The organism is Lysinibacillus sp. G01H (assembly GCF_028872195.1).
Lineage (GTDB): Bacteria > Bacillota > Bacilli > Bacillales_A > Planococcaceae > Lysinibacillus > Lysinibacillus capsici.
The window spans coordinates 1570095-1589519 of the sequence record NZ_CP118397.1 but is presented as its reverse complement, the minus strand read 5'-3'; the positions used below and the strand labels follow the sequence as shown (position 1 = coordinate 1589519).

General features: G+C 38.9%; 15 protein-coding genes. 6 read left to right on the top strand and 9 right to left on the bottom strand.

Going from position 1 to position 19425, the window contains the following annotated elements; all coding sequences use genetic code 11:
* Position 1 precedes the first annotated feature (1 nt).
* Positions 2-2674: a penicillin-binding protein 1A gene (locus PSR12_RS07685; RefSeq protein WP_274772439.1), complete on the top strand. Its 2673-nt coding sequence runs from the start codon at positions 2-4 to the stop codon at positions 2672-2674.
* A gap of 149 nt (positions 2675-2823) precedes the next feature.
* Here PSR12_RS07685 and PSR12_RS07680 read toward each other — a convergent pair whose 3' ends face one another.
* The 7 genes from PSR12_RS07680 to PSR12_RS07650 form a co-directional block, all read right to left on the bottom strand.
* Positions 2824-3135: a YpoC family protein gene (locus PSR12_RS07680; RefSeq protein WP_274772437.1), complete on the bottom strand. Its 312-nt coding sequence runs from the start codon at positions 3133-3135 to the stop codon at positions 2824-2826.
* On the bottom strand, positions 3132-3794 hold the full coding sequence (gene nth / locus PSR12_RS07675; RefSeq protein WP_274772435.1) for an endonuclease III: 663 nt from the start codon (positions 3792-3794) through the stop codon (positions 3132-3134). The genes PSR12_RS07680 and nth overlap by 4 nt, the downstream gene beginning before the upstream one ends.
* A 13-nt stretch (positions 3795-3807) precedes the next feature.
* Positions 3808-4536 carry a DnaD domain-containing protein gene (locus PSR12_RS07670; RefSeq protein WP_004232835.1) on the bottom strand — a complete coding sequence of 243 codons (729 nt, stop codon included), beginning with the start codon at positions 4534-4536 and terminating at the stop codon, positions 3808-3810.
* A 77-nt stretch (positions 4537-4613) separates the two neighbouring features.
* Positions 4614-5909, bottom strand: coding sequence for an asparagine--tRNA ligase (gene asnS / locus PSR12_RS07665; protein ID WP_004232833.1), 1296 nt, complete (start codon positions 5907-5909; stop codon positions 4614-4616).
* 28 nt (positions 5910-5937) lie between these two features.
* Positions 5938-7131 (bottom strand): pyridoxal phosphate-dependent aminotransferase, encoded by a 1194-nt coding sequence (locus tag PSR12_RS07660; RefSeq protein WP_004232831.1) that lies wholly within the window; start codon positions 7129-7131, stop codon positions 5938-5940.
* Between the two features lie 16 nt (positions 7132-7147).
* Positions 7148-7630 carry a cell wall elongation regulator TseB-like domain-containing protein gene (locus tag PSR12_RS07655; RefSeq protein WP_016994292.1) on the bottom strand — a complete coding sequence of 161 codons (483 nt, stop codon included), beginning with the start codon at positions 7628-7630 and terminating at the stop codon, positions 7148-7150.
* A 318-nt stretch (positions 7631-7948) separates the two neighbouring features.
* Positions 7949-9373, bottom strand: coding sequence for a tetratricopeptide repeat-containing diguanylate cyclase (locus PSR12_RS07650; RefSeq protein WP_221680671.1), 1425 nt, complete (start codon positions 9371-9373; stop codon positions 7949-7951).
* A 320-nt stretch (positions 9374-9693) separates the two neighbouring features.
* Between PSR12_RS07650 and PSR12_RS07645 the strand changes: the two genes are divergently transcribed.
* Positions 9694-11532, top strand: coding sequence for a multicopper oxidase family protein (locus PSR12_RS07645; protein ID WP_274773444.1), 1839 nt, complete (start codon positions 9694-9696; stop codon positions 11530-11532).
* Positions 11533-11593: 61 nt separating this feature from the next.
* Here the strand turns inward: PSR12_RS07645 and PSR12_RS07640 are convergent, their stop codons facing one another.
* Together PSR12_RS07640 and PSR12_RS07635 are read right to left on the bottom strand one after the other, a co-directional pair.
* Positions 11594-12844: an MFS transporter gene (locus tag PSR12_RS07640; protein ID WP_274772431.1), complete on the bottom strand. Its 1251-nt coding sequence runs from the start codon at positions 12842-12844 to the stop codon at positions 11594-11596.
* A gap of 366 nt (positions 12845-13210) precedes the next feature.
* Positions 13211-13819, bottom strand: coding sequence for an ankyrin repeat domain-containing protein (locus tag PSR12_RS07635; protein ID WP_221680669.1), 609 nt, complete (start codon positions 13817-13819; stop codon positions 13211-13213).
* A gap of 214 nt (positions 13820-14033) precedes the next feature.
* On the opposite strand from PSR12_RS07635, the gene PSR12_RS07630 reads away from it, so the two are divergent.
* From PSR12_RS07630 to PSR12_RS07615, 4 genes are all read left to right on the top strand, one after another.
* A complete protein-coding gene (locus tag PSR12_RS07630; protein WP_274772428.1) occupies positions 14034-15752 on the top strand; it encodes a PucR family transcriptional regulator in 1719 nt (572 codons plus the stop codon).
* 131 nt (positions 15753-15883) lie between these two features.
* Positions 15884-17641: an ABC transporter ATP-binding protein gene (locus tag PSR12_RS07625; RefSeq protein WP_257521750.1), complete on the top strand. Its 1758-nt coding sequence runs from the start codon at positions 15884-15886 to the stop codon at positions 17639-17641.
* 14 nt (positions 17642-17655) lie between these two features.
* The gene (locus tag PSR12_RS07620) at positions 17656-18333 is read left to right on the top strand and encodes a response regulator transcription factor (protein WP_257521749.1); all 678 of its coding nucleotides are present in this window, start codon (positions 17656-17658) and stop codon (positions 18331-18333) included.
* Positions 18330-19403, top strand: coding sequence for a sensor histidine kinase (locus PSR12_RS07615; protein ID WP_274772425.1), 1074 nt, complete (start codon positions 18330-18332; stop codon positions 19401-19403). The genes PSR12_RS07620 and PSR12_RS07615 overlap by 4 nt, the downstream gene beginning before the upstream one ends.
* Positions 19404-19425 lie beyond the last annotated feature (22 nt).

Below are 19425 nucleotides of genomic sequence, written 5' to 3'. Positions count from 1 at the left end.
AATGACTGAACGTCGTCGAACACGTGGAGAGCATCAAAAAGCTCTCGCTGAAAAAAATAAAAATAAAAAAACGAAACCAGCCTCATCCGCAAAGTCTTGGTTTAAACGCATTTTTTTAACAGTCTTAGCAATCGGTGTAGCAGGCTTAATTGGAGGAGCTGCATTATTTGCCTTCTATGCAAGCACGGCTCCAGAGCTCGATGAAGAATTACTGAAAGATCCTGTTTCTTCAGAGTTCTACGATAAAAACGGTGAATTATTTGCAACAATCGGTGCTGAAAACCGTAAATATATAAAATATGAAGATATACCTGAAGATATGATCAATGCGATTCTGGCTACAGAAGATGTACGCTTTTTTGAGCATCATGGGATGGATTTTTATCGTCTAGGCGGTGCAATCCTTGCAAACTTCCGTGATGGCTTTGGTGCGCAAGGTGCATCAACTTTAACACAGCAAGTAGTTAAAAACTCATTTTTACAAAACGAGAAGAAATTAAAGCGTAAAGCACAGGAAGCATGGCTTGCCTTCCAATTAGAGCGTAAGTATACAAAAGAAGAAATTTTTGAAATGTACTTCAACAAAATGCTTATGTCAGGTCGTATCTATGGCTTCGGCACAGCCGCACAATACTTCTATGGTAAAGAATTAAAAGATTTAACATTAGATGAAGAAGCATTATTAGCAGGGTTAGTGCAACGACCAAATGCGTATAATCCATTAAAAAACCCTGAGCTTGCAAAAAAACGACGTAATACCGTTTTAGGATTAATGTATCAACACGGAAAAATTTCTAAAGCCGAAATGGAAGAAGCAAAAAAAGCAGAAGTTCAATCAGGTTTAGCGGATGATGCAACACGTCAATCATTTGCAGGTTCCAAATATGATGCCTTCCTGGATATTGTTATTAATGAATTAGAAAATAATGGTGACGGTTCGGCAATGGCAGAAGGAATCAAAGTCTATACGACACTTGATCCAAATGCTCAACAAGTTGTAGAAAATGTCATGAATGATGATAGTAATTTCCCAACTGAAGAAATTCAGTCAGGTGTGGCGGTCGTTGATACAAAAACTGGTGCCATTCAAGCCGTTGGTGGCGGTCGTAAATATGGTGCAGAACGTGGCTGGAATTATGCCGAGGACTTAACAAATAATCAACCAGGTTCCACAATGAAACCGTTAGTCGACTATGGGCCAGCAATTGAATATTTAAAATGGTCTACAGGTCAAACACTTGTCGACGAACCAATGAACTATACAGGCACAAAGCAAACAATCACAAACTGGGATGGCAGATATATGGGTGCTATGACTGCACGTAAAGCATTATATGCTTCACGAAACGTTCCAGCTGTTAAAGCATTACAGGAGGTTGGTACTGAAAAAGCCAAGGAATTTGTTGGACGTTTAGGGATAGAAACAGAAAACCTCTATGAGTCCGATGCAATTGGTGGTGGTGCTATTACTATCTCTCCTATTCAAATGGCAGCTTCCTATGCTGCTTTCGGTAATAACGGGGTCTATACAGATCCGCATTCGATTACAAAAATTGTTTATCGTGATGGTAAAACGTCTAAAAACTATACACCTGAGTCTAAAGTGGCTATGAATGATTATACGGCTTACATGGTAACAGACATGCTACGTGATGTAGTCGGCAATAAGCCTGATGCCTCAGGAACTGCAGCCAATGTGCCTGGCTTAGATATCGCAGGTAAAACAGGTACAACTAACTATTCAGCAGAAGACTTTAACAAATATAATTTACCGAATACAAGTGTGCCAGATTCATGGTTTGCTGGTTACACAACTAACTATTCCATCGCTATATGGAGTGGCTATGAAAAACACTTTGATCCAATTACAACCTGGGAAGAACGTCGATTACCACAAAACCTATTTAAGACAATTATGCAAGAGATTTCAGCAAATGTTGAGACAGCTAGCTTCAAAAAGCCAAGTACTGTTGTAGAAGCAACGGTGGAAGTAGGCTCTAATCCTTTAAGATTGGCAAGTGACTATACACCTAGCGAACTACGTCAAACAGAGTTATTCGTTCGCGGAACTGAACCAACAGAGGTTTCTGAGGTCTATGAGGCGCCAGAGCTATCTACACCTTATAATGTTTCAGCAAGCTTAGATTTAGGAGCAAAGTCGATCAATATTTCTTGGGAACATGATGCCATCCTAAATCCAGAAACCGATGAACCATTACCAACTTCATTTGAAGTTTCTGCCACACGTGAAGGTGGAGAAACGGTTATCCTTGGCACAGCAGACACGAAAGGCTTAACTGTTGCTAACACGCTTGAAGATGGTAACTATACAATCTCTGTCGTAGCCATTGTAGACGGCACACGCAGTGAGCCTGGGACAACTACCTTCCAGATCACAAGTACCCCTGAGGAAGATTTGGAAACGGAAGATCCAGATGAACCAGATATTGATTTACCGATTGATCCTGATCAAGAGGACAATGATCAAGGTAATAACAATAATGGCAATGGCGACAACGGCAATAACAACAATAATAATGGTAATAACGGGAATGGCAATGGGCATGGAAATAACGGCAACGGTGGAAACAATGGCAATAATGATGGAAATCAGCAGCCAACACCTCCTACCGAGCCTACCAACCCAAATGAAGAAGACCAAAGCTCAGAATAAAGAAAAAAACCGAGAAGCAGTGAATGAACTGCTTCTCGGTTTTTTTATTGATGAAGGCTCTGAGGCTATCCGTCAGTTTTGACGATCTATCCACCACTCTACACGGTCTATCCGCCACTTTTCGCGTCCTATCCTTCACTTTACCTGTTCTATCCATTAGCTTGAATTCGCAGTCGTGCTGTGCGCTTTTTCGTTTCTTTAAATAGCTCATCTAGTTGACGATAGCATGCATATTGTCCTGGCTTAGCTTTAATAAAGGCTAGTCGCTCAACACCATTAATCGGTAGCACTTCATCGCCTGCAGCTTGCACAAGTTGTTCAAATAGCTCGATGGCATCTTCCATTAGCCCTTTTGCCAGTCCATTTCTTGCATCATGTGCTTTATGGATAGCGGCTTGTAGAGAAGTCCATTGGGCAAACCATGCATCAACCTTTTCTTTTGCTATGGCTTCACTATTCACGCTTCCTTCACCAGGCCTTTCTTTAAACGCTTTTGCCCTTCACGACAATCGTCCAGTAAAGGGCAAGTACGGCATCCAGGATTTTGGGCCTTACAATGATAACGTCCAAAGAAAATTAATTGGTGATGCGTTTTTGACCATTTCTCCATTGGCGTTTTCTTCATAATCGTTTCTTCCACTTCAAGCACCGAATCTTTCCATCGACAGAGCCCTAGGCGTTTGGATACTCGCTCCACATGGGTATCCACTGCAAGTGCTGGAATATCGAAGGCTACTGAAAGCACAACATTGGCCGTTTTTCGTCCTACACCTGGTAATGTCACCAAGGCTTCACGTGTTGCAGGGATTTCACCATCGTACTCATCTAGTAAACGTTGACATAGAGCCTGAATGTTCTTCGCCTTATTGCGATAAAGGCCAATAGAGCGAATATCCTGTTGCAATTCCTCTATAGAAACAGCTAAATAATCTTCTGGTGTTTTATATTTTTGAAATAAGGTTTTCGTTACTTTATTGACAAGTACATCTGTACATTGCGCAGATAATAATGTGGCAATTGTTAGCTCAAAAGCATTATCATGAACGAGCTCACAATGTGCGTCGGGAAACATTCGATCCATTTCTTCTAGACAATGCTCCCACTGTTTTTTCGTTAACAAACTGGATGCCCCCCTATTCTCTTTCTTCCAACCAATTATAAAATGGAACTCTCCCCGTTGATTGCGTTTCTTGTTGAACTGTTCGAGCTGGTGCTCTGTTAAATGTCTGTTTCTCACGGAACTGTTCACTTTGCTTTTGTGCGGCTTGTGGTGTCGTAATATTTTTCTTTTTCCATTCTAATAAAATACGATCAATATAACGAATACTCAGTTTCCCAGCAAAGACAGCCTCCTTTAGCGCCTCTTTGATGAGTGCGGGACTATGCTTGTCCTCATCAAGCCAGCATCCAATTTTTTCAAGTTCTAAAGGAGATAAAAGACGCCCCATTTCCTCTTCAAAAAGACGGAATATCTCCCCTTCTTCTTGTTGAAGTGTCACTGCCGTTTGTTGCTGCTCTTTCATATCGATCATTTGTAAAATGCGCTCCCATAGCGGGTATACGGAATACTTTTCATATAGTTTGCCGCCCGCGTCGACATCTCGTGTAATTTCAAGAAAACCCTTTTGCATTAATCGCTGTAAACGTGATGTGATGTCATTATCAGACATTGTGAGACGATTCTTTAGATCGTTAGGTGTTGGGAAGTCATTCTCCTCCATCTGAAAGGCCAATAAGTGCATGACAATCAGTGCCTCTTCATCCTCCATATTTAACTCCTTATAAAACTGAAAAAAAAGCTGAGGAATGGGAATCATTCTCTGCTCAGTCCATGTACGGAGTCGATGATTATTTACATTCATTATTCTCCAGACTCCTTCTTTAAGTAAGTAGAAAAGCCGCGTAGATAGTTCACTACGCGACTTTTGAATTGATTAGCTTATGGATATAAGCGGTTTAGTAAACGTGGGAATGGAATTGTTTCACGGATATGCTCTGTGCCTGAAATCCATGCTACAGTTCTCTCTAACCCTAGACCAAAACCTGAATGTGGGACAGAGCCATGCTTGCGAAGCTCTAAATACCAAGCATAGGCATCTAAAGATAGGTTATGCTCTTCCAGACGTGATTTTAATAAATCGTAGTCATGGATTCGCTCAGAACCACCAATAATTTCTCCGTAACCCTCAGGTGCAATTAAATCAGCACATAATACAACATCATCACGATCTGGATGTGGTTGCATATAGAACGGTTTAATGCCTACTGGGTAACAAGTAATAAATACTGGTTTGTCAAATGAATTCGCAATCGCTGTTTCATGTGGCGCACCAAAATCATCGCCCCACTCAATATCGTCGAAGCCTTGTTCGTGTAAAAGCTTAATCGCATCATCATAAGAAATTCGAGGGAATGGCGCTTTGATGTTCTCAAGTGTTGATGTGTCACGGCCAAGTCGCTCTAAATCTAATTTGCAGTTTGCAAGTACAGATTGTACGATGTGCGCTACATATTGCTCTTGTACTTCTAAATTTTCTTCAAATTCTACGAATGCCATTTCAGGCTCAATCATCCAAAACTCGATTAAATGACGACGAGTCTTAGATTTTTCAGCACGGAAAGTTGGACCGAATGAGAATACTTTTCCTAAAGCCATTGCAGCAGCTTCCATGTAAAGCTGACCAGATTGAGATAGATACGCATCTTCATCAAAATATTTTGTATGGAACAGCTCTGAAGTACCTTCAGGCGCAGAACCTGTTAAAATTGGTGGGTCCATTTTTGTAAAACCGTTGTTATTGAAAAATTCGTATGTAGCGCGAATAATTTCATTACGAATTTTCATAATGGCATGTTGTTTACGAGAGCGCAGCCATAAATGACGGTTATCCATTAAAAATTCTGGACCATGTTCTTTTGGTGTGATTGGGAAATCTGTTGCTGCATGTAGTACCTCGATACCAGTTATAGCAAGTTCACAGCCAAAGCTTGAACGTTCGTCAGCTTTCACCTCACCAATCACATACATAGAAGTTTCTTGCGTCATCCCTTTTGCTGTAGCAAAGATTTCTTCGCCTACTTCTTCTTTCACTACAACGCCCTGTACAAAGCCAGAGCCATCACGTAGCTGTAGGAACGCAATTTTTCCGCTTGAACGCTTATTGGCTAACCAAGCGCCAATTTTGACTGTTTCACCGATATGCTGTGGCATATCTTTAATCATAATTTTTTTCATAGAAATCCTCCAAAGTTGACTAGAAGGATTAGTCTTGCCATTTTGATTTCACGAATGTATCAATACGACGGACTGCCTCTTCTAATAAGTCTAAAGATGTAGCATAAGATAATCGCATAGTAGTTGGTGTACCGAAGCCAGAGCCTGGAATCACTGCTACGTTTGCTTCTGTTAAAATATCCGCAGCAAATGCATCTACTGAATCATAGCCAGTGTGAGCCATAGCTTCTGCTACATCTGGTAATAGGTAGAATGCACCCTGTGGCTTTAATACATGGAAGCCAGGAATAGCACTTAACTGTGGGTAAATTTTTTCAAGACGAGATTCAAATGCCTGACGCATTTCCTCTACCGCATCCTGAGAGCCATTATACGCCTCCACAGTTGCATATTGTGCTGTTGTTGTCGCATTAGATGTTGAGTGTGATGCAAGGTCAGTCATTGCTTTAATAATGTCTGCATCACCTGCAGCATATCCAATACGCCAGCCTGTCATAGAGTGAGATTTTGCCACACCATTAACAACGATTGTACGTGCTTTCACTGCATCAGAAAGTTGTGCAATCGAAAAATGCTCAATACCATTGTATACAAGCTTCTCATAAATTTCATCTGACACGATTAAAATATCTTTTTCTTCTGCAACAGCAGCAAGTTCTGCAAGTTCTTCACGAGAATAAATCATGCCTGATGGGTTACTAGGAGAATTAATAATCACTGCTTTTGTCTTGTCTGTCACAGCTGCTCTCAGTTGATCCGCTGTAATTTTATAGCTTTGTTCACGTGTACCTTCAACATAAACTGGTACGCCGCCAGCTAATTTCACTTGTTCTGGATAAGACACCCAATAAGGAATTGGAATAATAACCTCGTCGCCTTCATTTAAAATCACTTGGAATAGCGTGTATAAAATATGCTTTGCCCCTACACCAACAATGATTTCATTTGGCTGATAAGTAAGGTTATTGTCGCGTTGAAGCTTATCAATAATAGCTTTTTTCAGAACTGGAAGTCCGCCAGCAGGTGTATATTTTGTATAACCTTTTTCCATTGAATCAATGGCAGCATTTAAAATATTTTGAGGTGTATTAAAGTCTGGTTCACCAGCTCCAAGACCAATAACATCAATACCTTGCTCTTTCAATGCTTTTGCTTTTGCAGTAATCGCTAATGTTGAAGATGGTGTTAAAGTTTTTACACGTGTTGCTAATAAATTTTTCATTCGGGATCTACTCCTCTTATAAATTCGTAATGCGCTTCCACCAGTCGCCATCCTTAAACAGAATATAGACATAGTTGAGCTGGTCGTGGTCGTTCAGATACGTAATTTCCCAAACTGCGCCAGGCTCCTCATAGCCTAATTTCATGTGGAGGACTTTTTGTACATTTCCTTCATTTTTAAAAACCGATAATGCTTGCTTTTCCGTAATACCATCTTCTAATAACACTTCCTGAATGGAATCCTCGTCTAGATTCGTCGGAACAAAGACAGCTTTTTTATCACCGTATTCGTCTACCCCGAACACAGTAACATACGAATGTTTGCCATTATATGTGTAGGACTCCGATACAATTGCGAGGGCTTTGGCATCTAGTGCCAACTGTTCAGCCTGCTCTTCAATTGAACGGAACGGAGCCTCGGCTTTCCAGAGTACTAAAATACTAATGACAAGTGACAACGAAACAATAAAGACAGAAATGAAAATTAACCAGTTTTTCATCTATTCACCTTATGTTTCACATCGAGCTGTTTTGGCATAACACATAGCTGATGCATGTGTGTGTCTATAACTGTGTAACCATTCATTTTGCTTTCCATTTTGTCAACCTGCTTTCTTTCCTCATACCACAACATTATACAACAATTTTGTGCTGTCGTGTTTCTTAATTTCATATATTGTACGTTGCTAGAACAACGTTTTCAAATGATGACTACAGTAAATTTCATTCCACCTCATAGAAGCCTCGTTTTGGGCATAAAAAACATGGTCCAATCACAAGAAAAATTCCTATTTAACTATGTAAATAGGAACCTGTCATTATGATAATTCGTATAGCACACAGCTAGCACGGCCATTCGCTTTTGCTTGGTATAAACAGCTATCTGCTTGCTCAAATAGCTCCTTGTATTGATAGTCTTTCTGATTATTCACACAAGCACCCATACTAACCCTTAAAGGATAACTTTGCTGTTCTTGTTCGAGCTTTAATGAGAGCAAATAGGCATGTGTGTTATGGACCAATGTTTTGATATAGTCCTTTTGCGAATGCCTGAAACAAAGGATAAATTCATCTCCGCCATAGCGAATAATTTTCACATCTTCATCCTGTAAAAAATCCTTCAAGCTGTTAGCTAAAAGCTGTAAAATCATATCTCCAAATAAATGACCATGCGTGTCGTTAAATAGTTTAAAATAATCGACATCCAAAACCGTAATACATACATAGGATTGCGCTATTTCGGCTGCATTGAGCCATTCCTGTAGCTCATAGTCTAAAAAATGACGATTTAAAACACCTGTTAATGGATCATAATGTGCTTTTATCTCAAGCTTTTCCTTTTGACGCTTAAATTCCAAGTTCATTACTTGTTGTAATAAATTTGCAACACTCATTTTTTCTGATAGATCAATATATTCACGCTGTACATCAAAAATTTCATCTCGCCAATCCAATTGATACAATACGTTTAACAGTAAGCGCATCACTTTTTTTGTTATCGGCTTATCTCCATAAGATTGGGCAAGATCTATGGCTTGTTTATAATAGAATACGGCTTCTTCAAGCTTTTCCTGTTTTTCAAATAAAAAACCGTAGCCAAACAATGCCGCTACTTTTTCTCGTTTATGATGATGAATAATTGCAGAGGATAAAGTACTGTCCAGCAATGCCTTCCCCTTTTTAAAATCCCCTTCTAAAATATACACATCTGCTAAATTATTATTAATACGAATATCATGTAATTTTGCTAGCTCAGGCATTGTTCTAGCAAGAGATTTGTTATATTCTCTAGCTAATAGCCCTGCTTGAAGTGCTTCCTTTGTACAGCCCTTCTCTACCTCTAAATAGCACAGATTATTATGACAGCGAACAAGCATGACAGGATCTTGTAGCTCCTGTGCATAGGCGATAGATTTCTTCGTCATTTCCACCGTTTTTTCACGGATGCCCACTAAATCATAGATTAATGACATCACTAAATGATAATGCATTAAATCTTTTGTCGTACCATAATTTTGACAAATGGCCTCATAATCATGAATAAGATTAACCATGCTTAATGTGTCACCTAAAGAATGATGAACTAATATTTTTTGATAGTACAAATCCATGACATATGCATAGTTATTGCTCTCTAATGCGACTAAAAGACCTTGATCAGCAAGCTTTAGTGCTTTCGTTAAATACCCCTTTGTGCGCATCTCCATTATCGTTTTATTTAATTCTTCTAATGTTAATTCCACCGTTTCATCACTTCTCCATGCCCCATATCATCCAGTTTACTTTGTGCTTTCTCAATTATAAGACATATTTATTCACTTCGTCCCCTTTTTCGTAAGATACCAACTATTACCTACAACGCAAAAATCTCTTGTGACGATTGTTTTAAAATCTTCCATCTGTTTGCTTTAAAATGAATCATTTTATTCCTATAATATGTAATTAATTTTTTTATGTTCTTTACACATTTTTCTCCATTTTTGTCCTCGTTACCTGTTGTTTTTACCCATATGATGAGTTTATTAGCTATTTTAGTATCGAAAAGGGATGTGATGTTGTGAGTATGCAAATTAACCCTTCTGATCCAGCAACGATTCCAAAATTTGTAGATGAACTTCCAAAACCAATGATCGCCAAACCAAAATACAGCAGAGGGCAACAGAAGAATGATTATTACGAATTGGTCATGATGGAAGGCCAGCATCGTTTTCATAAGCATTTTCCAAACTCATTAATTTGGGGCTATAATGGACTTTACCCAGGGCCAACCATAGAAGCTTCAAAAGATAAAACTATCTATGTGAAATACAAAAATCAGCTGCCCTTACAGCACTTTTTGCCAGTAGATTTTACGCTTCATGCTGCAAACGATTCACAAGAAGTAAGAACAGTTACTCACCTACATGGTGCCAATGTGGATTGGCAGAGTGATGGTCATCCTGAAGCATGGTACACAAAAGACTATCGGCATACTGGTCCAAAATTTAATAAGGAAATACATGAATATACGAATCATCAGCCTGGCACTACCATGTGGTATCATGACCATGCCATGGCTTTAACACGTTTAAATGTTTATGCAGGATTAGCAGGCTTTTATTTACTAAGGGATGCCCTTGAGGAACGCTCTAATTTACCATGTGGAGACTATGAATATCCGATTTTGATACAAGATAAATCGTTTAATGAGGATGGCTCATTGTTTTATCCTGACGAACCACCATTTCCCGTGCCTGTTCACCCCTCTATCACACCAGGCTTTGTTGGCAATACGATAGTGGTTAATGGAAAACTATGGCCTTATTTAGATGTAGAGCCACGTAAATATAGATTTCGTTTCCTAAATGGATCTAATCGACGAGGCTATGTCATTAGTCTTTCCAATGGTCAACCAATGTTTCAAATTGGTACAGATGGCGGTTTACTACCAGCCCCACAGCTTATCCAATCTGTCGAGTTGCTGCCAGCTGAACGCACGGATGTCATTATCGATTTTTCAAGCTGTGCTGGACAGGAGATTACCTTACTTAATACTGATACCGATTTCAGTGATGAACATACAAACGTGATTATGCAGTTTCGAGTAATTTTACCTTTGAAATGTGAAGATACAAGTGAAATTCCAGAAAGACTTGCCGTTTCTATGGATCTACATCCACACCATGCACATATAGAAAGACAACTGCCATTGACGGCGACTACCGATGAATTTGGGCGACCTATGTTGCTATTAAATGATCGTATGTACCATGATCCAGCAACGGAAAAACCTTCTTTAGATAGTGTTGAAATCTGGAACTTTATTAATGCTACACCCTTTATCCACCCTATTCACCTACATCTCATTCAATTTAAAATTTTGGAACGAAGGCCGTTTGATTTAGATATCTATCAAAATGAAGGCATCGTACAATTTACAGGGCCGCCTGAAGAACCAAGAGACTATGAGCGAGGTTGGAAGGACACGGTGAAGGCTGACGCTGGAAAGGTTACAAAAATTATTATGCATTGGAAAGATCATGTCGGGAATTATATGTGGCATTGTCATTTCCTTGAGCATGAGGATCATGATATGATGCGACCCATTCTCGTTATGAAAGACGTCCATGCTGTTCAGCAGCCTCATGCAGCAGTAGAACATCCCGTAACACATCAAGAATCAACAGCTCCGACAAGTACTACAAGTACTACTCATCATAGCGAATTTTCAGCACCACTATTAAATGAGGTAGAACACTCAGTACTTGAGGAAGAAAAGGTAGCCTTACCTAATGAAGAGGAATCCATTACTATTCATATAGGAGATAATACACGACATATGCCAACGCTACTGTTACCAACCCTTCCTACCAATACTCCTACCAACAGGCATAGTCCTCGTCGTAGAACCAGAAGATTTTAGCTAGGTATCGCTTTACAAAGAAAACTACCAATGAAAAGGTGGTTTTCTTTGTTCTAGCAATTTACTTGGCCTCCAATCGCCATATTCTTTTCGTTACGAAAGCTAATAATAATACACACACAGAGATCATAAGGACTGGTATATAGATATTGGCTTGAAAGTACTCAAATAGCAACCCATACCCCATCTGCCCAAGTGGTGCCATACACTGTGATACTGCCATCATAATCGCCATGACCTTCCCCAATTGTTCATTTGGTGTTTCTTTTTGGACAAGGGTCATTACGTAAATGGAGATGATCGTCATCATCATCGCAATGATAAGCGCACACCCAATAAATAAGCTATACGAGGGATAATAGCCAATTTGAAGGGCGTGAGGGAGTACAGACATAGCCATAGGAATCACCAAAAAGGCTGACACCAATACCCAAATATAGAGGGTGTGCATACGCAGCTTTTTTGCAAAGTAACCCATCGTTAACGCGCCTAAAATCGTCGCAAAATCAATAATCCCCATTCCTATTCCATACAATGTATCACTACTGTTCATCGTGACACGAAGAATAATAGGCACACCAACGATAAAAAGTGGGGTCAATAGTAAATTCAATAAAGCAGCAAGTAGCGTACATTTTAAAATAAATGTTTGCTTCACCACATAAGTAAAACCTTCTTTCATGTCTTTGATTAATGTCGGTACCAAATGACCATCATAGCTACGTTTCACAAATGGGATCGTCATAAACATTTCTACAATAGCCGTAAAGAAAAATAATAAACCACTTACTATGACGAGAAGTTTGAGGCCGAGCATTCCATATAAAATCCCACCTAGCACAGGTGCTGTCACCCCCGCTAATGCCTGGACCCCATTGACGATCCCATTAGCCTGCTCAAGCTTTTGCTCACTAACCAATAGCGGAATACTAGCCATTACAGCTGGCGTGTACATCGCACTAATGAATGAAAGAAGCACCATAACCGACCCAATCCATAGCACAGAATGATTGTCTGTTAGTAATACAATAAAAAAAATCAATACAATGCCACTACTGACAAAATCAAATAGGACCATTAAATTTCGCCGATTAAAACGATCTGCTATTGCGCCACCAAATGGTGTAAGTAAAACAGGTAGGCTTGAAATAGCAAAAAGCACAGCAAAAAGATCTGCCCGTCCTGTTATATCTAAAACAAAAAGTGAAAGAGCAAACCTTAAAAGTGCAGAGCCTAAAATAGAAATAATTTGCCCAACTACCATAATGATAAAATCTTTCGAAAAGCCTTTTTCTTTGACTAGCATTTCCATATGAAAAACACCCCTTATTATTTTTAGACCGACAGTCGGTCATTTAATATGTTAAAAAATTGTAGGCACAAGTTGAGGCTTTACAGCTTCTTGAACTTGCCCTACAAATTAGACTGACTGTCGGTTTATAAATAGTATATGTGAACTCTCCAAAAAAAGGAACATATTTTTATATCTTCCTTTTTGTTCATCCTATTTGCTTTTAAAGTAATGTTTAATTTGCTCAATCATAGCCGTTGTTGCCTGACTAACATAGCGATCTACACTGAAAATAATGGATAGGCTTCAGCTTTGAGCATCATTTGAAAATCATCACCCGATTTGGCATGTATCATATGTACACCCTCTTTATGTGTAGGAGTACTACTATTTCGCTCCTGCTTCTAGTAGAATTTTTTCAATTTCAGTAAATCCTTTTTCTTTAGCCATTGTTAATGGTGTCACACCATATTGATCCACTAATTGTGTATCTGCTCCATGTTCAACTAATAGACGAACTATTTCTTGTTGCTCTTCTCCACCATCATTGAGGAGAATGGCTTCAATCAATGGTGTCCAGCCACAAATATTTGTATGGTTGACATTGATGTCTGTAGTCGTTACAAGTTCACGAACTACCTCTACAAAGCCCTTCTCACTTGCTGGATGAATCCCTACACCGCCAAAGCGTGTTAAACGCTCTAAATCTGTGTTTGCTTGTAGCATTATTTTCACAAGCTCTAACTTTCCATTTATACATCCATACAAAAATGGGTTCAAACAAATTTGATCTTGAAGGTCAATATCTGCCCCTTCCTGAATCAAAAATTTTACTGTTTCTAATTGATCATTCATTGCAGCAAGTAAAATTGCTGTACGTTTGCGCTTATTTTGAGAATTAATATCCACACCTTGTTGTAAATAACCTTTCAGAGCGTTAATATCACCTGCTTCAGCTGCAGTTAAAAATTCTGAGACCACATTTATATCTACCAATTTCATTCCTCCATTTCTCTGACCTATTGTTCATTTCGACTAAAAAGAAATAAACCGCGAGAATGTTATTACTTTCACATTTCCGTCTTACAAGCTTTATTTTATTCTCTTATCCTGTAGATATCATTGTTTAGCAAAACCAAAAAGAATGTAGATCATTTAGGCAATATGTACAATGTTTTGTGATAAGATTATGGCGAAGGAGTGAAATCATTTGCTAACAATTAAAGATATATTAGAGATAAAGGCACTGGAAGGAATTAAAATTGTTGCTGGAGAGCAAGGAATTCACAATGAAATTGCACTTGTGAATATTATCGAAAATCCCGATGCATTTGATTGGCTGACGCCGAATGAATTATTGTTAACGACTGGTTACATCTTCCAAGATAATGAAGCCTTACAAAATAAAATCATCCAAGAAATCTCTAAAATCAATTGTGCAGGCCTTGTTATTAAAATGAGACGCTATTTACAAAAGACGCCTCAAAACATGATCGATATTGCCAATCAGCATGGATTGCCGTTATTAGAGTTACCTTATAATTACACCCTTTCCAAGGTCATCTCGATTATCAATGAAAAGGCATCTGGACGTTATGATCTATTAAATAGAAAATCTTTGGACATGCACAATACGCTATTTAAGGTGGCACTTGAAGGAGGAGGCATTGAATCCATTTCCTCTAAATTAGCTGAAACAATTAATAACCCGATAATCTTTTTAGATAATGACTGGAATTTACTGCATTATACAGATCTTGATACGAATCCTGTACCACTTGCCTATGGGATCAACCTACAGAAGAATCGTCCAACATTTTCAAAGGATTTTATTGATACCATTCCAAACGATCTCAACGAAATGCAAAAATCCATTACACGAATCTATCAATTAGAAGATCTAGCAGTAACCTGTAGAATTCTCCCTGTCGCAGTGGCCAACTATATTTATGGCTATATTGTCATTTGGCAAACTGTACGGGATCTGAATGAGTTTGATTTCATCGTTTTAGAGCAAGCCTCCACGATTGTGGCACTAGAAAGGATAAAACAGAAGGAAATTGAGGGTGTACGTTTAAAGATTAAACAAGAGTTTTTTGATGATTTATTGACTGGAAAAATCACTTCGCTTGAAACGCTACAAACACTATGTGATCTCCACGGCTTAAAGATCAACCATAAATATTATTGCATCGTCATCTCTATTAGCCATGAAAATTTGCAAAACCAGCATGATTTAATCTCTAGAAAATACGAAACCGATAATATTGCAAAAAAATGTATGAACTTAATTTATGAGCACTCTAGCACAATTAATGGGGAAATTACATGCCTTTATCGCAATAACCAAATCATTATATTAGTTGGACAGCAAGACGACAAACAAGATTTCACGATCAATGAAACAAAGCAATACGCAGAAAACATTCTCCAATTATTAGTACAACAACATACGCAAACCTCCTTCTTAATTGGCATTGGCAAAGAATATAAACATATACGTTTTGTCCATAAAAGCTTTGCAGAGGCACATGAAGCTCTCCGTCTTATGCACCGCTTCGAAGAGCGTGGAGCAGTGGCTCATTATGCAGATCACTCCATTTATCATTTTTTAGATTCAAATATTAATGAAGTGCAGCTAAAGGACTTTTTCTTAGAAAGCTTGGGTTCTGTCTTTGAGCACGATCTATTACACGGGACAAGCTATCTACTTACATTAGAAAATTACTTTATCAATCATATGAATATAAGTGAAACAGCCAAGGAAATGTTTATCCATCGCAACACGTTAATTTATCGAATTGAAAAGATTAAAGAAATTTTAAAAACCGATCTAAAAAGCTATGAGGAGCTGTTACAAATCCAGCTAGCTTTGAGAATCTATCGCTTGCTTGGTAAGTCTTTATACCACGATGAATTCGCAGACTAGTATCAAAAGGTGGTGATCGCATCACCTTTTTTGATGACCATTCATTTCATATTCAGTTCATAAACGCATGCTATAGTAAAGCCATAGAAACGAAATACATTGTTTTCAGACAATGAAGGAGGCTTATTTCTTTGCAAGAAACATCAAATGATATGTCTAAACAAAAAGATTGGCGCCGTTTTATACAATTAGTAAAACGTGCCGAACCACCGATTTGGCTACTTGTCATCGCTTTAGTGATGAGTTTAGCAACGACAGGTGTAGGGTTTATTGTTCCATTATTTACAAAACAATTAGTGGATGGCTTTTCGTTAGAATCGCTTAATTATTGGCAAATCATTATACTGGGTATTGCCTTTATTGCACAGGCTATTGCCAGTGGATTATCCATCTACTATTTAAATCGAGTTGGACATCATGTTGTGGCAAAATTACGCGACCAGCTATGGAGAAAGCTGTTGCATTTACCAATCCCCTATTATGATGAACATGATACCGGTGAAACATTGAGCCGTGTTACGAATGACACAGCGGTTGTGAAAGAGCTTATAACAGAGCATTTAGCCAACTGTTTATCTGGCGTTATCTCCATAATAGGTTCTATTATCATTCTTCTATTTTTAGATTGGAAAATGACTTTAGTCATGCTGATTGCCGTGCCATTGGCTATGGTGATCTTAATGCTGCTAGGGCGACGCATGTTTGTGATTTCAAAAGGGATGCAAGATGAAACAGCGAAATTTACGTCTGTATTAAATCAAGTATTACCTGAAACGCGCCTAGTCAAGGCTTCAAATGCTGAGCAAATTGAATATGAGCGTGGAAAAAAGGGCATTACTAATCTCTTTACATTCGGCTTAAAAGAAGCAAAAATCCACGCACTGATTTCCCCGCTGATTTCATTCGTTCTGATGTCCGTGCTTGTAGCTATTATTGGCTATGGTGGTGTTCGTGTTTCCTCTGGAGAGCTGACGGCTGGCGATATGGTGGCATTTATTTTATATTTAATCCAAATCATTATGCCAATGACGCAATTAACGATGTTCTTTACCCAGCTCCAAAAAGCCATGGGTGCTACAGAACGAATTAGTGCATTACTTGAATACGAGGAAGAACATATTGAAGAAGGCTTAACTGTAGAAAAAGTAGATCAACCCATTTATGTTAAAAATGTTGATTTTTCTTATGGTGAGGAACCCATTTTATCCGATATTAATTTCACAATTGAGCCAGGCAAAGTAACAGCCATTGTGGGTCCAAGTGGTGGCGGTAAAACAACTACATTTTCTCTGCTCGAACGATATTATCAGCCAACAAACGGTAGTATCATGCTAGGAGATACACCTATCGAAACATTCTCACTCCACTCTTGGCGCAGTCAAATCGGCTATGTAGCGCAGGAAAGTGCCCTGCTATCAGGAACGATTCGAGAAAATATTTGCTATGGTATTGACCGTGAAGTGCAAGATGATGAGCTAGAAAAAGTGGCTAAAATGGCCTATGCGGATCAATTTATTAACGAACTTCCAGACAAGTTTGACACTGAAGTTGGAGAACGAGGCATCAAGCTTTCAGGAGGACAACGTCAGCGTATCTCTATCGCAAGAGCGCTATTACGTAATCCGCAAATATTAATGCTGGATGAAGCAACATCAAGCTTAGATAGTAAATCAGAAATTTATGTACAAAAAGCATTAGACAACTTAATGCAAGGACGCACAACACTAGTCATTGCGCATCGTTTATCGACAGTGGTAGATGCCGATCAAATATTGTTTATTGAGAAAGGGCATATTACTGGCTGTGGTACACACGAAACACTCTTTGAAACACATGCTATGTATCGTGAGTTTGCCATGCAGCAATTACGCATTAAAGACGTTGAATAGAGGGGTTTGTTGAGATGACAAAACTATTAGTCGTGGATGATGATGCACATATTCGAGAATTGGTAAAAGTGTTTCTGCAAAATGAGGGCTTAGAAGTGATAGAGGCTATCGATGGTGTCGATGCACTGTCTAAATTAGACACTGAGAAAATCGATATGGTCGTGATGGATATTATGATGCCCAATATGGATGGCTGGGCATTATGCGAGGAAATACGTTCATTTAATACAGATCTACCAATCCTTATGCTAACAGCTAAAGGAGAAACCTCTCAAAAAATCAAGGGCTTTCATTTAGGGACAGATGATTACCTTGTAAAGCCATTCGAGCCTGCCGAGCTAATCGTACGTGTTAAGTCTATTTTAAAAAGATATCGTATCTCCCTTTCTCAAGTTTTAGAGGCTGGTAATGTCAAATTAAATCGCCATACATATGAAGTGGAAATGAACGGCGAGACGATTCTACTTCGTCTGAAGGAGTTCGAGCTATTATTTACACTTGCAAGCTATGTTGGCAAAACCTTTTCCCGTGAACAATTAATCGAAGAAATATGGGGCTACGACTATGAGGGAGATGAACGAACAGTTGATGTCCATATCAAAAGAATACGAGAACGCTTTCCACAGGAGACGAGCGGTATTACCATTCGCACCATTCGTGGTCTTGGTTACCGCCTGGAACTAGGCACATGAGAAAACGAAGATTCTTGTTAAGATTAGTGATGGTCTTTTGCCTGTTTCTTGTAGCAAACACCGTTTTCGCTTTTCTTTCCTATCATGTAACTACGTGGCTATATGGTCGGTTAGGGGTAGAGCCTCAGGGATTTTGGCTACAACTAGCAACAGTGATTGGTGTATTTGCACTCTTTGCCTGTTCAGCAGCCATTATCTTTTTCATCGGACTAAATCGACAACGCAACTATTGGGACACGATTGTAGATGCATTAAGCCGTATGGCAAAAGGTGATTTTGATGTTCAACTGGATTTAAGAGCAGATGAGGAGGATCAATTTGGGCAATTGATTCATGGTATTAATCATATGGCCGTTGAGTTAGGTGAACTGGAAAGAATGCGTCAGGAGTTCATTTCCAACGTCTCCCATGAGATTCAATCACCTTTAACGTCTATTAATGGCTTTGCAAAGGCGCTGAAAAATATTAACCTACCTGAAGAAAAACGTCAGCATTATTTAGCTATAATCGAATTAGAAAGTAATCGTTTATCAAAAATTAGCGACAATTTGCTCAAGCTAACTTCCTTAGAATCGCAGCATCATCCATTTGAACCTATAACTTATCGACTCGATAAACAATTACGTAATGTAGTGTTGGCACTGGAACCGAATTGGTTAGCCAAACAGATTGACTTTGATCTCGATCTTGATAACCTGAGCATCACTGCAGATGAGGATTTGATGAATCAAGTCTGGATGAATTTGCTGACAAACAGTATTAAGTTTACACCTACCAATGGAACCATCACATTATCTATGAAAAAGCAATTCCACACGATAATGGTGATGGTTCAAGACACTGGTATTGGCTTAACAGAAGAACAACAAAAGCATATTTTCGAAAGATTTTATAAGGCCGATCACTCGCGAACTGCTGGAAATGGCGGTAGCGGATTAGGGCTAGCCATTGTCAAAAAAATAATTGAGATGCATCATGGAACCATTGCTGTAGAAAGCAAAATAGCAGAATATACAAGATTTTTGATTACTGTCCCCATCAACAGTACGCCAACTCGTGCAAACGACTAACACCGTCTGCATGAGTTATTTT

What these genes read in the sequence shown, in the direction of transcription:
- PSR12_RS07615 (WP_274772425.1), top strand. Translation starts at nt 18,330, where the DNA reads ATGAGAAAACGAAGATTCTTGTTAAGATTAGTGATGGTCTTTTGCCTG.
- PSR12_RS07645 (WP_274773444.1), top strand. Translation starts at nt 9,694, where the DNA reads ATGCAAATTAACCCTTCTGATCCAGCAACGATTCCAAAATTTGTAGAT.
- PSR12_RS07620 (WP_257521749.1), top strand. Translation starts at nt 17,656, where the DNA reads ATGACAAAACTATTAGTCGTGGATGATGATGCACATATTCGAGAATTG.
- PSR12_RS07640 (WP_274772431.1), bottom strand. Translation starts at nt 12,844, where the DNA reads ATGGAAATGCTAGTCAAAGAAAAAGGCTTTTCGAAAGATTTTATCATT.
- PSR12_RS07670 (WP_004232835.1), bottom strand. Translation starts at nt 4,536, where the DNA reads ATGAATGTAAATAATCATCGACTCCGTACATGGACTGAGCAGAGAATG.
- PSR12_RS07655 (WP_016994292.1), bottom strand. Translation starts at nt 7,630, where the DNA reads ATGAAAAACTGGTTAATTTTCATTTCTGTCTTTATTGTTTCGTTGTCA.
- PSR12_RS07660 (WP_004232831.1), bottom strand. Translation starts at nt 7,131, where the DNA reads ATGAAAAATTTATTAGCAACACGTGTAAAAACTTTAACACCATCTTCA.
- asnS (WP_004232833.1), bottom strand. Translation starts at nt 5,909, where the DNA reads ATGAAAAAAATTATGATTAAAGATATGCCACAGCATATCGGTGAAACA.
- PSR12_RS07685 (WP_274772439.1), top strand. Translation starts at nt 2, where the DNA reads ATGACTGAACGTCGTCGAACACGTGGAGAGCATCAAAAAGCTCTCGCT.